Below are 14154 nucleotides of genomic sequence, written 5' to 3' on the forward strand. Positions count from 1 at the left end.
AAAGGTGGATGGCAGCTTTGCTCCCACTCGTGCTTTAAGCACCGCGGACTCACAGCTTGCCATCCACCTCTCTCACCCTAGAGTTTACTTCCGGCCATAGACACAAGCGGGCTTGCCCCGCGATGGCGGTACCTCACTCAGCATCCAGATGCAGCGGTGTGATCACCCGGCCATCTGCTTCGGCCTGGCCGAGGCTGGCATCAATGAAATACACCCTATCGTCCTCCAGCTTGCCCTTGTCGACCAGGTAGTCCTTGATACTGCTGGCCCGGGCCTGACCCAGCTGGCGCAGCAGTAGAGAGCTCTCGCCCCAGGACTTGAGCACCGCATCGCGCAACTGAGTGGTGCGCTGCTCGCGGTCCAGCTGTTCCCATTCGGTCGGTGGCTGCTGCTTCATGCGGGTCCGATAGATCCCTTCAAGCATCGCCGGCTTGTCGCCATCCGGGACCTTCAGCTCCGAAGCCTGGGCTGGCACCTTGTCACCGCGACGCTGGAGGATCTTGTAGTAGCTACTCTGGTATTCACGCTCCAGACGCTGCTGGGCAATCAAGGGGCCGTCGCTGCTCTGCGCGCTGGTACCTTCGATCTCCAGGCGCAAGGCAGGGCGTTCCTTGAGCGCCGCGGCGAGTTTGTCGAGGGCACTTTGCGCATCGGGAGCCAGATCGCTGGAGCCGGCGGCGAAGGCGACGTTGCCCAGGTCCTGGGCGTCGCCACCGCTGATCAGGCCACCGATGAACTTGAACGGCGCCTGGGCGGCGCGCAGTACCAGGTTGCGCAGGGTCTGCCAGACGATCGGCATGACGCTGAACTGTGGATCGTTCAGATCGCCGCTCACCGGCAGTTCGATGGAGATCTTTCCATCGGTGTCCTTGAGCAAGGCCACTGCCAGGCGAATCGGCAGATCCACCGCATCCGGGCTGTCGACCTTCTCACCCAGTTGCAGCTGCTCGACCACCACTTTGTTCTCGGCTTTGAGCTTGCCTTGGGTGATGACGTAGTGCAGGTCGATGTTCAGTCGGCCCTTGCGGATGCGAAAGCCAGCGAACTTGCCTGAATAAGGTGTCAGGGTGGTCAGCTCGACGCGTTTGAAGCTGGTGGCGATGTCCAGGCTGGCCATCGGGTCGAAGGGGTTCAGTGCGCCTTTGATGGTTACTGGTGCGTAACGATCGACCTTGCCCTTGATGTCAACCTTGGCTGGCTTGGGCTGGCGGCTGTCAATGGTGCCAATCTGACCGTTGAGTTGCTGGATGGCGGTGGCGAAGTTGGGCGTCAGGCTGAAGTCGGCAAAGTTCGCCGAGCCATCGTTGATATCGATTGCACCGATGCGGATGCCCAGCGGCTTGTCGCTGCTGGTCGGCGCCTTGGCTTTCGCCTGGGCACTGGATTGCGCGGTGGCCGGCTGCGGGATTAGCAGGTCATCGACGTTGGTGGTGCGATCTTCGTTGATCATGAAGCGTGCGTAAGGTTGTTTGAGGCTGACCTTAGCAATGCTCAGGGCATCACCGTGACGATAAGACAAGCCATCCAGGTTCAGCTGTTGCCATTTGACGAAGTCACGGTCCTTGATGGTGTCCAGGGTATGCAGTTGATTGACCTGAGCCTTACCTTCAATGCTGAAGACCAGTGGTTCAACGTTACTGAGGTTGACCTTGAGGTCACTGCCAAGCATGCCACTGCGCAGCTCCAGGCGGATGTACGGAGTGATATAGGCCTGAGCGACACGCAAGTCGATGTCCTGGGTGCTGACGTCAAGCTTGGCGGTAATCGGCGCCAGGTTGACCTCACCGGCCACCTGCAGCTTGCCTTGCTTGCCCACACCGGTGTCGAGCTTGAGGGTGAAGGGCGATTGATTGAGGCTGTCGAAATTCTGCAAGTCGAGGTTCAGTGGGCCAACGTCCAGCGCCACTGGCTCTTTCTGTGAACGGTCGGCCAGGTGCACTTGATAGTTGCGCAGCTGGACGTCCTTGAGCAGTACTTGCCAAGGTTTGTTCGGTTCGGCAGAGGCGGCCTGTTCCTTGGTGTCCGGCTCAGTTGCGGCAGGCTCGGGCTTTTCTGTCGGGGTGGCTTTGGCCGGCTGGCTGGCAAACAGCTTTTGCCAGTCGAGTTGTCCATCTGCTTCCAGTGCTGCCCAGGTTTCCAGCTTGTCGCTGCGGATCTTGCCCACAGTGACCAGCTGTTTGCTCAGGTCTATAGAGGTTTCGCTGATGTCCAAGCGGGCCAGCCGCGCCAGTGGGCGGCCATCTGGCGCTTTGATGGCAAAGGGTGCGATGCTGATCGAAGTGTTGTCCAGCAGCAGCTCGGTTTGCCTGGACAGGTTCAGCTTGTAATGAGTGTCGAGGTTGACCACGCCCTCTTCAAGCACCAGCGGCACCGCATCGCGGACATAAGGCCAGAATGACTTCATCTTGCCGTCGGTGATTTTCAGGGTACCTTCGGAGGCGAGCGGGACCACACTGAAGCTGCCGCTCCAGTCGACACGGCCGCCACCGGGGCCAATCGCGACCAAGGTCATGTCAGTGCTGTCGTCGGGCAGGGTGCTGAGGTTCTTCAGCTCCAGGTTCATCGAGTCGTAGAGAAACTCGATCGGCTCACTTGGGCGCAAGTCCTCGAAATGCAGGTAGCCTTCAATGAGTTTGATGCTGGCAATACGCACCGGGAACGGGTCGCTTGGTGGTTCTTCGGGCTTCGCTTCGCTGGGTGGCAGCTTGAATAGCTGAGCCAGGTTCAGGCTGCCTTCCTTGGCGAACAGTAGCTCAGTGCGCGGTTTTTCCAGCTCGACGCCTGCCAAGTGCAGAGCGCCTGTCCACAGGCTATCGAGCTGAAGGTTGGCGTACAAACGCTCGAAGCCAACCTGCTCCTTGCCTTGCTCGCCAATCTGCAGACCCCACAGGGTTAGTTCAAGGCTGAACGGGTTGAGCTCAATGCGCTGCAGGTGGGCCGGCACGGTGGCGTAGTTGGCCAATTGCTGGTTGGCGATACGCAGGGCCACTCCTGGGAGAATCAGAAAGCCAAGCAAGCTGTACAAGGCCAATGCGGCCAACATGGCGCCGAGGGCGCGTTTCAATCCTTTGGGCATGTGCGGCGTCGTCTGTCTAAAACGGAAGAGCTTGGAGTATGGCACGTAAAATCGGTTCCGAAGAACGCTCGGAAAGTGCCGTATTTTTGCTTCAGAGCTGAAGAATCAAGGTCTTGAGCGGTGGCAGGCCATCCTGCGACGGAAAGTCGCTGGCCGGTTTGAGGACCTGCCAGTCGCGTACCGGTCGTCCTGCTTTCTCGGCACAGCGCTGGACTTGCTCGCGCCAGTCGTCGAGGTTGACCTTGGCCAGGTTGTTACAGCAGATCAATACACCGTCCTCGGCCGTACTGAGCAGCGCCGGCTTGAGCAGGCTTTGGTAGTCGCGCAGCAGGTCGACAGTGCCGAAGGCGCTCTTGGCCCAAGCCGGCGGGTCGAGGAACACCAGGTCGAACTGGCGCTGTTCCAGGCGCGGATACGGTGGCAGCTTGTGACCGCGGCGCTGGCTGATGGGCAAACCGGCGAACTGGCGGATCGCCGGGAAGTAATCGGACTGGATGAAGCTCATCGGTGCCAGTTGCGGATTGAGCGCAGCGTTCTCCTTGCCCACCGCCAGGTTGCCTTCGGCGAAGTCCAGGTTGCACACCTCACGGGCACCGCCCGCTGCAGCGCTGAGACCGACACCGCAGGTATAGGCAAACAGGTTCAGCACACGCTTGCCGGCACTGTGCTGCTTGACCCAACCGCGAGCATTGCGCAGGTCGAGGAACAGCAGCGGGTCCTGCCCGGCATGACGGCCACGGACACGGTAGTTAAGCCCCCACTCATGGCCGATATGGTCGGCCAGGGCTGTCTCACTGGCCTGGTATACCGGGTCACGGCGGTCGATGCGGCTGTTGCCTTGGGAGCGGTCGTTGTAAACCAGTAGCAGTTCAAGGCCAAGGTACGTTTCAACCATGGCGTGCAGCTCAAGCAGGGCGCTGGACTCAAGGGTCTGGTGGAAACTCTGCACCAGCAGTTGCGGACCGTAGCGATCCACGGTCAAGCCGCTGGCGCCTTCCTGGCTGCCATGGAACAGGCGATAGCAATCGGTGCCCTGGGCATGCAGTTCGGCGATTAGGCCCTGGCGGGCGTCGAGGGCGGCGCGCAGCGCCTGATTCAAGAGGGACATGCACGTGGCCTTGGTTTGCGGACGTGCAGTTTATCAGTTCAAGCCTGGGGAGGGGCCGTTGCAGCCCCTCCCGCAGCGATCAGCGTTCGATCGCCAGGGCTACACCTTGACCGCCGCCGATGCACAGCGTGGCCAGGCCTTTGCTGACATCACGCTTGATCATTTCGTGCAGCAGAGTCACCAGCACCCGGCATCCCGAGGCACCGATCGGGTGGCCCAGGGCAATGGCGCCACCGTTGACGTTGACCTTGCTGGCGTCCCAGCCCAGTTCCTTGCCTACCGACAGCGCCTGGGCGGCGAAGGCTTCGTTGGCTTCGATCAGGTCCAGGTCGGCCAGTGCCCAGCCGGCTTTTTCCAGGCAGCGGCGGGTCGCGCTGACCGGGCCGATACCCATGATCGCAGGGTCGACACCGGCATTGGCATAGGCCTTGATCCGCGCCAGGATCGGCAGGCCCAGCTGCTGGGCCTTGGCTGCACTCATCAGCATGACGGCAGCTGCGCCGTCGTTGAGCGACGAGGCGTTACCGGCAGTGACGGTGCCGTCTTTCTTGAACGCCGGCTTGAGCTTGCCCAGGGACTCGGCGGTCGTGCCGGCACGTGGTTGTTCGTCAGTGGCGAAGGCAATCGGATCGCCCTTGCGCTGCGGGATCAGGATCGGGGTGATTTCGTCGACGAAGCGTCGGGCTTCAATCGCCGCGACAGCTTTCTGCTGGGAGGCGGCGGCAAAGGCATCCTGCTCCTCACGGCTGATGCCGTACTTTTCGACCAGGTTCTCGGCGGTGATACCCATGTGATAGTCATTGAATGCATCCCACAGGCCATCGCTGATCATGCTGTCGATCAGGCTGCTGTGGCCCATGCGCAAGCCGGTACGGGCGCCGGGCATCACATAGTTGGCCAAGCTCATGTTTTCCTGGCCGCCAGCGATGATCACTTCGGCGTCGCCGCAGCGGATTGCCTGGGTCGCCAGGTGCAGAGCCTTGAGGCCGGAGCCGCAGACTTTGTTCAGGGTCATGGCCGGCACTACGTGGGGCAGGCCGGCTTTGATTGCGGCCTGGCGCGCAGGGTTTTGTCCGGCGCCAGCGGTCAGTACCTGACCGAGGATCACTTCATCGACCCGTTCGGCATCGATGCCGGTCAGGGTCAGCAGTTGGCGAATCACCGCAGCGCCGAGGTCAACGGCGGGAATAGCGGCCAGCGCTCCTTGGTAGCTACCGACAGCGGTTCGGGTGGCGGCAACGATAACAACATCTTGCATGGCGCGGGTCCTCACTCTTATTCGATTTGGTGTCAGAACAGCACAGGCCCCTGCGGGGCCTTGATCAACCGTCATGGTGGCATAGATGCTCAGGGTATCGCTAATGGCGAACCGCTCGGTCGCCTTCAGCGGATACCCATGCGCCGCCGCGCTCGATGCGCCGAACCGTCACGCATGGCCCAGCGCAGCACTGGGGCTGTGCTGTTGATACCCAGGCGAATCAAACGCCGCTGTAACGGAGGCTGCTGCAGCTCGAGCATTTCGCTGGCCCATTCCGGCAACAGGTCGATGCCCGCCCGCAACATCAGGCTACCCACCGGCTTGGCCAGACGACTGGGGGCGGGAGCATCAAGCAGTACCTGCACCACTTCATGGCTGCGTTCATCCGCGTGCAACTGTGGACGCATGGACTGCAGGTAGTCCGTTACCTGCTGACGCGAATGTGGCACGTCACGGGCCCCCAAGCGTTCGGCGATCAGGGCGATCTCGGCGTAGTAGGCGTCTTGCTCGGCAATTGACAGCTTCGGGTTGCGGTAACGCAGGTGGGCGGCAAGAAAGCTGCTGACCTCGGCCACATGCACCCAGGTCAACAGATCAGGATCGCTGGCTGCATAGGGGCGCCCATCGGCGGCGCTCCCGACGACTTGTAGATGGATGGTGCGGACTTTTTCGATCAGCCAGTTGGCGTCGCCAGTGGCGCCGAAGGTGGTGCCGGAGATGAACTGGCTGGTGCGGCGAAGGCGTCCGAGCAGGTCGTGGCGAAAATTGGAGTGATCCCAGACCCCGGCCAGTGCCAGCGGATGCAGGAGTTGCAGGAGCAAGGCACTGATACCGCCGATCAGCATGCTCGGGAAGTCGCCGTGCACACGCCAGCTGATGCTGTCCGGGCCGAACAGTCCGGGGTCGCCCTTGGGGTTTTCCAGGTCAAGCTGCCCGAGGGACAAGCCGGTCAGGCTCATCACCTGGGTTTCGATACGGCGGCGAATCGCTTCCATGGTTACCTTGCGTGCGAGGCAGCCATGACCTGCTGCCGGTTATGTATTCAAACGTTTGTCGATCAGGCCCTGGACCACACTGGGATCGGCCAGGGTCGAGGTGTCACCCAGGTTGTCCAGCTCGTTGCAGGCGATCTTGCGCAGGATGCGCCGCATGATCTTGCCTGAGCGGGTCTTGGGCAGTGCTGGTGCCCACTGGATCAGTTCCGGCTTGGCGAAGCTGCCGATTTCCTTGCTGACCAGGGCCAACAGCTCCTGTTTGAGCGTGTCGTCCGGGTTCACCCCGTTCATCGGCGTGACAAAGGCATAGATGCCTTGCCCCTTGAGATCGTGAGGGTACCCGACTACAGCGGCCTCGGCGATGCTGTCGTGCAATACCAGGGCACTTTCAACTTCAGCGGTGCCGATGCGGTGCCCGGAGACGTTGATCACATCATCGATGCGCCCGGTTATCCACAGATCGCCGTCTTCGTCACGGCGGGCGCCGTCGCCGGTGAAGTAGTAACCTGGCAGTGGTTTGAAATAGGTGTCGAGCATCCGTTGCGGGTCGCCATACACGCTGCGGATCTGCCCGGGCCAGCTGGCCTTGATCGCCAGCATGCCGCTGCCGGGCCCTTCAATGAGCTTGCCCTTGTCATCGAGCAGCACCGGTTGTACGCCGAACATCGGCTGGGTGGCGCAACCGGGCTTGATCCGCCGACTGCCCACCAGCGGGCTGATCATGATGCCGCCGGTTTCGGTCTGCCACCAGGTGTCGACGATCGGGCAGCGTTGCTCGCCCACCGCATTGAAATACCACTCCCAGGCTTCCGGGTTGATCGGTTCGCCGACGCTGCCAAGCAGACGCAGGCTCTTGCGTGAAGTGTTCTGCAACGGCCCCTCACCTTCACGCATCAAGGCGCGCAGGGCAGTGGGGGCGGTATAGAAGATGTTCACTTTATGTTTGTCGACCACTTGCCAGAATCGCGAGGCGTCGGGGTAGTTGGGCACGCCTTCGAACATCAAGGTGATTGCACCATTGGCCAGTGGTCCGTAGACGATGTAGCTGTGCCCGGTAACCCAGCCGACATCGGCGGTGCACCAGAACACTTCACCGTCACGGTAGTCGAACACGGTCTTGAAGGTCAGGGTGGCCTGCAGCAGATAGCCGGCAGTCGTGTGCAGCACGCCTTTGGGTTTGCCGGTACTGCCGGAGGTATAGAGGATGAACAGCGGATCTTCAGCGTCCATCGGCTCGGGTGGGCAGTCGTCGCTGACCGTTTTGATCGCTTCGTGGTACCAGAGATCACGACCTTCACTCCAGTCGATCTGGCTACCGGTACGCTTGATTACCACCACGGTGCTGACATCCGCGCAACTGAGTAGCGCCTTGTCGACGTTGTTCTTCAGCGCCACGGTCTTGCCACCGCGAATGCCTTCATCGGCGGTGATCACTGTGCGGCAATCGGCGTCGAGAATGCGATCACGCAGCGCGTCGGGCGAGAAGCCACCGAACACCACCGAATGAATTGCACCGATGCGGCTGCAGGCCAGCATGGCATAGGCTGCCTCGGGGACCATGGGCATGTAGATGCACACTCGATCACCCTTTTTTACCCCGCGCTGCTTGAGCACATTGGCCAGGCGGCAAACATGATGGTGCAGTTCACGGTAGGTGATGACGCTGGAGTCGGCAGGATTGTCGCCTTCACGGATGATCGCCGGCTGGTCGCCCCGCGCAGCCAGGTGGCGGTCGATGCAGTTGTAGCTGACGTTGAGTTGGGCACCCTTGAACCAGGTGGCCTGACCGGTCTTCATGTCGCCGCAATGGATGCTGCTCCAGGGCTTGATCCATTCCAGCGCTTTGGCCTGTTCCGTCCAGAACGCCTCCGGCTCTTCAATCGACTGGCGGTACAGACGCTGGTACTCGGCCTGGCTCAGGCGCGCCGCTTTGCTGACGGCATCGGCATGGGGATAGGCGCTGATATCGAACATGGCGGGTCCTGTCCTGATTGTTTTAGTCAGGACAGTGTAGCCGTTGCCCCTGGCTGTGTTCGTTCAGCCAGGGGCAACGCAGGCGATCAACCGCGGTGACGGCTGCGGAAGAAGTTGATCAGGCCCTGGGTCGACGCGTCTTCGGCAGGCTCTTCGATTCCGCCGGTCAGGCGCTGGTAAACACCCTTGCCGAGCTCTTTGCCAAGCTCTACGCCCCACTGGTCGAAGGCGTTGATACCCCAGATCACGCTCTGCACGAACACCTTGTGTTCATACATCGCCACCAGCGCGCCGAGACGGCGTGGGCTGATGCGCTCGACCACCAGGGTATTGCTCGGACGGTTGCCCGGGATCACCTTGTGCGGCGCCAGCTTCTGGATATCGGCTTCGCTCATGCCCTTGTCGCGCAGCTCGGCTTCGGCCTCGCTACGGGTCTTGCCGAGCATCAGCGCCTGGCTCTGCGACAGGCAGTTGGCGTACAGCCATTGATGGTGGTCGGCAACCGGGTTGAAGCTGACCACCGGGACGATGAAGTCTGCCGGGATCAGTTGGGTGCCCTGGTGCAGCAGTTGGTGGTAGGCATGCTGACCGTTGCAACCGACGCCACCCCAGATCACCGGACCGGTGTCATGGTTGACCGGTGTGCCGTCCTGGCGAACGCTCTTGCCGTTGGACTCCATGTCCAGCTGTTGCAGGTGTTTGGTGATATTACGCAGGTAGTGATCGTACGGCAGGATCGCATGGCTCTGCGCACCCCAGAAGTTGCCGTACCAGACACCCAGCAGGGCCAGCAGCACCGGCATGTTCTGCTCGAACGGTGCGTTCTGGAAATGCTGGTCCATGGTGTAGGCGCCGGACAGCAGCTCTTTGAAGTTGGCGGTACCGATGGCCAGGGCAATCGGCAGACCAATTGCCGACCACAGTGAGTAACGACCACCTACCCAGTCCCACATCGGGAAGATGTTTTCTTCGCGGATGCCGAAGGCCACAGCAGCGGCCTTGTTGCTCGACACGGCGATGAAGTGCTTGTACAGCTCGGCTTCCGAGCCACCCTGGGCCAGGTACCAGGCGCGAGCGGCCTGGGCGTTCTTCAGGGTTTCCAGGGTATTGAAGGATTTCGAGGAAACGATGAACAGGGTGGTTTCAGCGCGCAGTTTGGCCGACAGCTCATGGAACTCACTGCCGTCGATATTGGCCAGGTAATGGCAACGTACGCCGCGCTGAGCGTAAGGCAGCAGCGCCTCGGAAACCAGCTCAGGGCCGAGGAACGAACCACCGATACCGATGTTGACCACGTCGGTGATCGGCTTTTCGCTGTAGCCGCGCCACAGGCCGTCATGAATGCGACCCACCAGCTCAGTGACCTGGTTGAGGACTTTATGTACCTCGGGCATCACATTGACGCCGTTGACGCTCAACTTGTCGCCTACCGGCCGGCGCAGCGCGGTGTGCAGGGCAGGACGGCCTTCGGAGGCGTTGAGAATTTCGCCGGCGAACAACGACTTGATCGCATCCTGCAACCCCACTTCATTGGCCAGGTTGACCAGCAGGTCACGGCTTTGGCCGTTGATCAGGTTCTTCGAGTAGTCGAGAAACAGTCCGCAGGTGCTCAGGGACAACTGTTCGAAGCGCTTTGGCTCGGCATTGAATGCCTCGCGCATGCTGAAGTCCTGCATGGCTTCGCGGTGTTGCTGGAGCGCCTGCCAAGCGGGCAGAGCGGTTACATCATGAGGGGTGCGGTAGTAAGCCATCGCTGCAGGTTTCCTTATTGCGTGAACTGCCTTGGACACTGAAACCAGCGCCCCGTTTGCAGGCTGATGCCAATTATAGGCATCGCTCCGGGTTACAGGGAGCGGGCTCGGTGGGCAACCGTGTTACTTGGAGTCAAGATTCAGGTGCAGGTTGTCGATCAGGCGGGTGGCGCCGAGGAAGGCGGCAGCCAGGATTACCAGGTCGCGGTCTTCGGCGGTTGCCGGGCGCAGGCTCAAGGCCTGGCGGATTTCCAGATAATCGGGGCGAAAACCAGCGTTCTGCAGCTGTTGCTGAGCATTGCCGATCAACGCCGGATAGTCGCGCTCGCCCTGTTCGATGGCAGTGGCCATCTGGCTCAGCAGTCGATACAGCGCTGGCGCGATGGCGCGCTGTTCTTCGTTCAGATAACCGTTGCGCGAGGACAGCGCCAGGCCATCCTCGGCACGCACGGTCGGTTCGCCAATGATCTGGATCGGCATGTTCAGGTCGCGCACCAGGGCGCGGATCACCGCCAACTGCTGGAAATCTTTCTCACCGAAAACGGCCAGGTCCGGCTGGACCATGTTGAACAGTTTGCTGACCACCGTTGCCACACCTTCGAAATGACCCGGGCGGCTGGCGCCACAGAGTCCTTCGGACAATTGTGGAACGCTGACGCGGGTCTGGCCGTCCATGCCGTCGGGGTACATCTCTTCGACAGTAGGGGCGAACAGTAGGTGGCAACCGGCCTGGAGCAGTTTCTCCTGGTCGGCAGCGAGGGTCCGCGGGTACTTGTCGAGGTCTTCGCTGGGGCCGAACTGCAGCGGGTTGACGAAGATACTGGCGACGACGAAATCGACGCGCTGCGCGGCCTTGGTCACCAGAGCAGCGTGGCCGCTGTGCAGGTTGCCCATGGTCGGTACGAAACCGATACGTTTGCCTTCACTGCGTGCCCGCGCCACGGCGGCGCGCAGTTCGCGGACGGTCTTGACTGTATTCATGCACTGAACCCGTGTTCGTTGCCTGGGAAGCTGACGTCCTTGACGGCTGTTACGTAAGCCTTGAGCGCACCCTGGATGTCGCTCTGGCCGACCATGAAGTTTTTCACGAACTTCGGCACGCGCCCGGTCAGCGACAAGCCCAGCATGTCGTGCAGTACCAATACCTGACCATCGGTCGCACTGCCGGCGCCGATGCCAATCACCGGAATACTTACTGCCTGGGTGATTTCCGCAGCAAGCTCGCTGGGTACGCATTCAAGCAGCAGCATCGCCGCGCCGGCCTGCTCCAGGGCAATGGCGTCGGCACGCATTTGCCGCGCCTGGTTTTCCTGGCGACCCTGGACCTTGTAGCCGCCGAGGATATTCACTGTCTGCGGGGTCAGGCCCATATGAGCGCAGACCGGAACGCCACGTTCGGCCAACAGGCGGATGGTTTCCGCAAGCCAGGCGGCGCCCTCGACTTTGACCATGTGCGCACCCGCTTGCATCAGGGCGCCGCTGTTGGCGAAAGCCTGCTCAATGGTTGCACACGACATGAACGGCAAGTCAGCGAGGATCAGTGCGCCTTCGTTGCCACGTTTGACGCAGGCGGTGTGGTAAGCCATCTCGGCGTTGGTCACCGGCAAGGTACTGTCATGACCTTGCAGGACCATGCCCAGCGAGTCACCCACCAGCAGGATTTCCACGCCGGCACGGCTGGCAGCCTGGGCGAAGGTTGCGTCGTAGCAGGTCAGCATGGCTATTTTCTCACCCTTGGCCTTGAGGCTCTGCAGGGTGGTCAGGGTTACATCTGGCATGAAAAGGAATCCTCATTCAGGCGCTGTGAAAAACGACTGCGTACAACGCGTGTATTCATCTTCTGGAACAGCACATCATCGATCGTGGTGTTTTAATTGCGACCTGTTCCAGGCCTATATACGCCTTTTTGCGGCGCGCAGGCGCCACCGGACGCCTATAGTCGTGAGGGAGGGGGCTGAAGTCAATTACCCTGTTACCGCATTGTTACGAATGCACTGTTACAGGCGTTACCGGATGGGGGAGCGCCCGGTTACAGGCGTTCCAGGCCGACGAACGGGCAATCTGCCAGCAGCTGGGCAAGGCTGCGCTGGTCGGCCAGCAGGAAGTCGGCCGGGACCAGTTCGGCCAGCGGATAAAGGACGAACGGTCGCGCCTGCATGTGGTAGTGCGGGACTTTCAGGCGCGGGATGTCGATTAACTGATCGCCGTACAGCAGGATATCCAGGTCCAGGGTGCGTGGGCCCCAGCGCTCCTTGCGTTCACGGCCCTGGGCGGCTTCGATGGCCTGCAGGCTGTCGAGCAGGTCCAGAGGTGCCAACGCAGTGTCCAGGGCGGCTACGGCATTGGTGTAGCGCGGCTGGCCGGGTGACAGCGATTCGCTGCTGTAGAAAGCAGACGTTGCCGCCAGCAATGTGTCGGGCAACTCATGCAGCGCATTGATAGCGCTGCGCAGTTGCTCCTGCGGTTCATCCAGATTACTGCCCAGGCCGATGTACACGCGCTCCATGCTTATTCGCCTGCGCCGCCATCGGCACGTTTGCGCTTGCTCGGGCTGCGCTTGCGTTTGCGCGGGCCGGCAGCGGAGCCTTCATCGCGGCTACCCAGGTCACGGATCATGTCGCGCCGTTCGCTGTCGTTGCAGTCCTGATAATCGGTCCACCATTGGCCCAGGCCATCAGTTTCTTCGCCTGCGCTTTCACGCAGTAGCAGGAAGTCGTAACCGGCACGGAAACGCGGGTTGTCGAGCAGCAGGTCGGCACGCTTGCCGCTGCGGCGTGGCAGGCGCTCCTGCATGTCCCAGATCTCGCGGATCGGCAGGGTGAAGCGTTTCGGAATTGCGATGCGCTGGCATTGTTCGCTGATCAACTCGTGGGCGGCTTCGTTCATCGCCGGGATCGGCGGCATGCCACGGCTTTGCAGGCGTAGCGCGCGACCTGGCAAGGCCGGCCAGAGCAGGGCGGCAAACAGGAAGGCAGGCGTTACCGGTTTGCCCTGCTTGATACGCAGGTCGGTGTTGATCAATGCCTGGCTGATCAGGGTGTGTGTGTAAGTCGGGTGTTCTTCCAGAGCCTCGGCACTGGCCGGGAACAGCGGATCGAACAACTGCAGGTCGACCAGCATCTCGAAGGTGTCGGCGGCATGTCCAGAGAGGAACAGCTTGAGCGTTTCTTCGAACAGGCGGGCAGCCGGGATCTCGCGCAGCATCGGCGCCAGCTGGCGGATCGGCTGCACCGTGTGTTTTTCGATGCCGAAGTTCAGCTTGGCGGCGAAACGCACGGCGCGCAGCATCCGCACCGGGTCTTCCTGGTAACGCTGGGTCGGGTCACCGATCAGGCGGATCAAACGATTGCGGATGTCGTGTACGCCATTGGCGTAGTCGAGGATGCGCTCGCTGACCGGATCGTAGTACAGGGCATTGATAGTGAAGTCACGGCGCTGCGCGTCTTCTTCCAGGGTGCCGTAGACATTGTCACGCAGAATGCGCCCGCTCTCGTTACGCGACGAGGTATGGCTGTCTTCTGTTTCACTTTCCGGGTGATTGGCGCGGAAGGTTGCGACTTCGATGATTTCACGACCGAAATGGATGTGAACCAGCTTGAAACGGCGGCCGATGATGCGCGCATTGCGAAATTCGGCGCGAACTTGTTCGGGGGTGGCGCTGGTGGCGACATCGAAGTCCTTGGGCGTGATGCCCAGGAGTTGGTCGCGCACGCAGCCACCGACCAGGTAGGCCTGGTAGCCAGCATTTTGCAGGCGCTCAACGATACTCACCGCATGACGACTGAATTGGCCACGTTGCAGCGAGTGTTGACCGCTATTGATCACTTCAGGCGTGGTGCGCTTGTGGTGCGGGCCACGTACGGGAGGACGGAACGACTGGAACAGCTTCTTCAGCATGGGATGCACTGTTTGAAGGAATGTTCGGCCAAAAACGAAGAATGGCCGCATGATGGGCGGGGATTCTAGCATTTACTCGGGGGATGGTGTAGGCG

The 14154-nt window shown here is 61.2% G+C and carries 10 protein-coding genes; all 10 read right to left on the minus strand.

What is annotated here, in order from left to right; translation table 11 throughout:
• Positions 1–133: 133 nt before the first annotated feature.
• On the minus strand, positions 134–3076 hold the full coding sequence (locus C6382_RS23475) for a DUF748 domain-containing protein (RefSeq protein ID WP_107026691.1): 2943 nt from the start codon (positions 3074–3076) through the stop codon (positions 134–136).
• A gap of 91 nt (positions 3077–3167) precedes the next feature.
• On the minus strand, positions 3168–4184 hold the full coding sequence (locus C6382_RS23480) for a class I SAM-dependent rRNA methyltransferase (protein WP_107026692.1): 1017 nt from the start codon (positions 4182–4184) through the stop codon (positions 3168–3170).
• Between the two features lie 79 nt (positions 4185–4263).
• Positions 4264–5442, minus strand: a complete 1179-nt coding sequence (locus C6382_RS23485) for an acetyl-CoA C-acetyltransferase (protein ID WP_107026693.1) — start codon at positions 5440–5442, stop codon at positions 4264–4266.
• A 125-nt stretch (positions 5443–5567) separates the two neighbouring features.
• Positions 5568–6437, minus strand: a complete 870-nt coding sequence (locus tag C6382_RS23490) for an oxygenase MpaB family protein (protein WP_107026694.1) — start codon at positions 6435–6437, stop codon at positions 5568–5570.
• A gap of 39 nt (positions 6438–6476) precedes the next feature.
• On the minus strand, positions 6477–8411 hold the full coding sequence (gene acs / locus C6382_RS23495) for an acetate--CoA ligase (protein WP_107026695.1): 1935 nt from the start codon (positions 8409–8411) through the stop codon (positions 6477–6479).
• Between the two features lie 86 nt (positions 8412–8497).
• Positions 8498–10162, minus strand: coding sequence for a glucose-6-phosphate isomerase (pgi, locus tag C6382_RS23500; RefSeq protein ID WP_107026696.1), 1665 nt, complete (start codon positions 10160–10162; stop codon positions 8498–8500).
• Between the two features lie 123 nt (positions 10163–10285).
• The gene (gene panC / locus C6382_RS23505) at positions 10286–11143 is read right to left on the minus strand and encodes a pantoate--beta-alanine ligase (protein ID WP_107026697.1); all 858 of its coding nucleotides are present in this window, start codon (positions 11141–11143) and stop codon (positions 10286–10288) included.
• Complete coding sequence (gene panB / locus C6382_RS23510; protein WP_107026698.1) at positions 11140–11940, minus strand: 3-methyl-2-oxobutanoate hydroxymethyltransferase; 801 nt, start codon at positions 11938–11940, stop codon at positions 11140–11142. Before panB ends, panC begins: the two co-directional genes overlap by 4 nt.
• Before the next feature lie 251 nt (positions 11941–12191).
• Entirely contained in the window at positions 12192–12668 is a 477-nt protein-coding gene (gene folK, locus C6382_RS23515) for a 2-amino-4-hydroxy-6-hydroxymethyldihydropteridine diphosphokinase (protein ID WP_107026699.1), read from the minus strand.
• Between the two features lie 2 nt (positions 12669–12670).
• Positions 12671–14059 (minus strand): polynucleotide adenylyltransferase PcnB, encoded by a 1389-nt coding sequence (locus C6382_RS23520; protein WP_178082832.1) that lies wholly within the window; start codon positions 14057–14059, stop codon positions 12671–12673.
• Between the last annotated feature and the right edge of the window lie 95 nt (positions 14060–14154).

The sequence above is a fragment of the Pseudomonas sp. BBP2017 genome (genome assembly GCF_003024385.1).
Lineage (GTDB): Bacteria > Pseudomonadota > Gammaproteobacteria > Pseudomonadales > Pseudomonadaceae > Aquipseudomonas.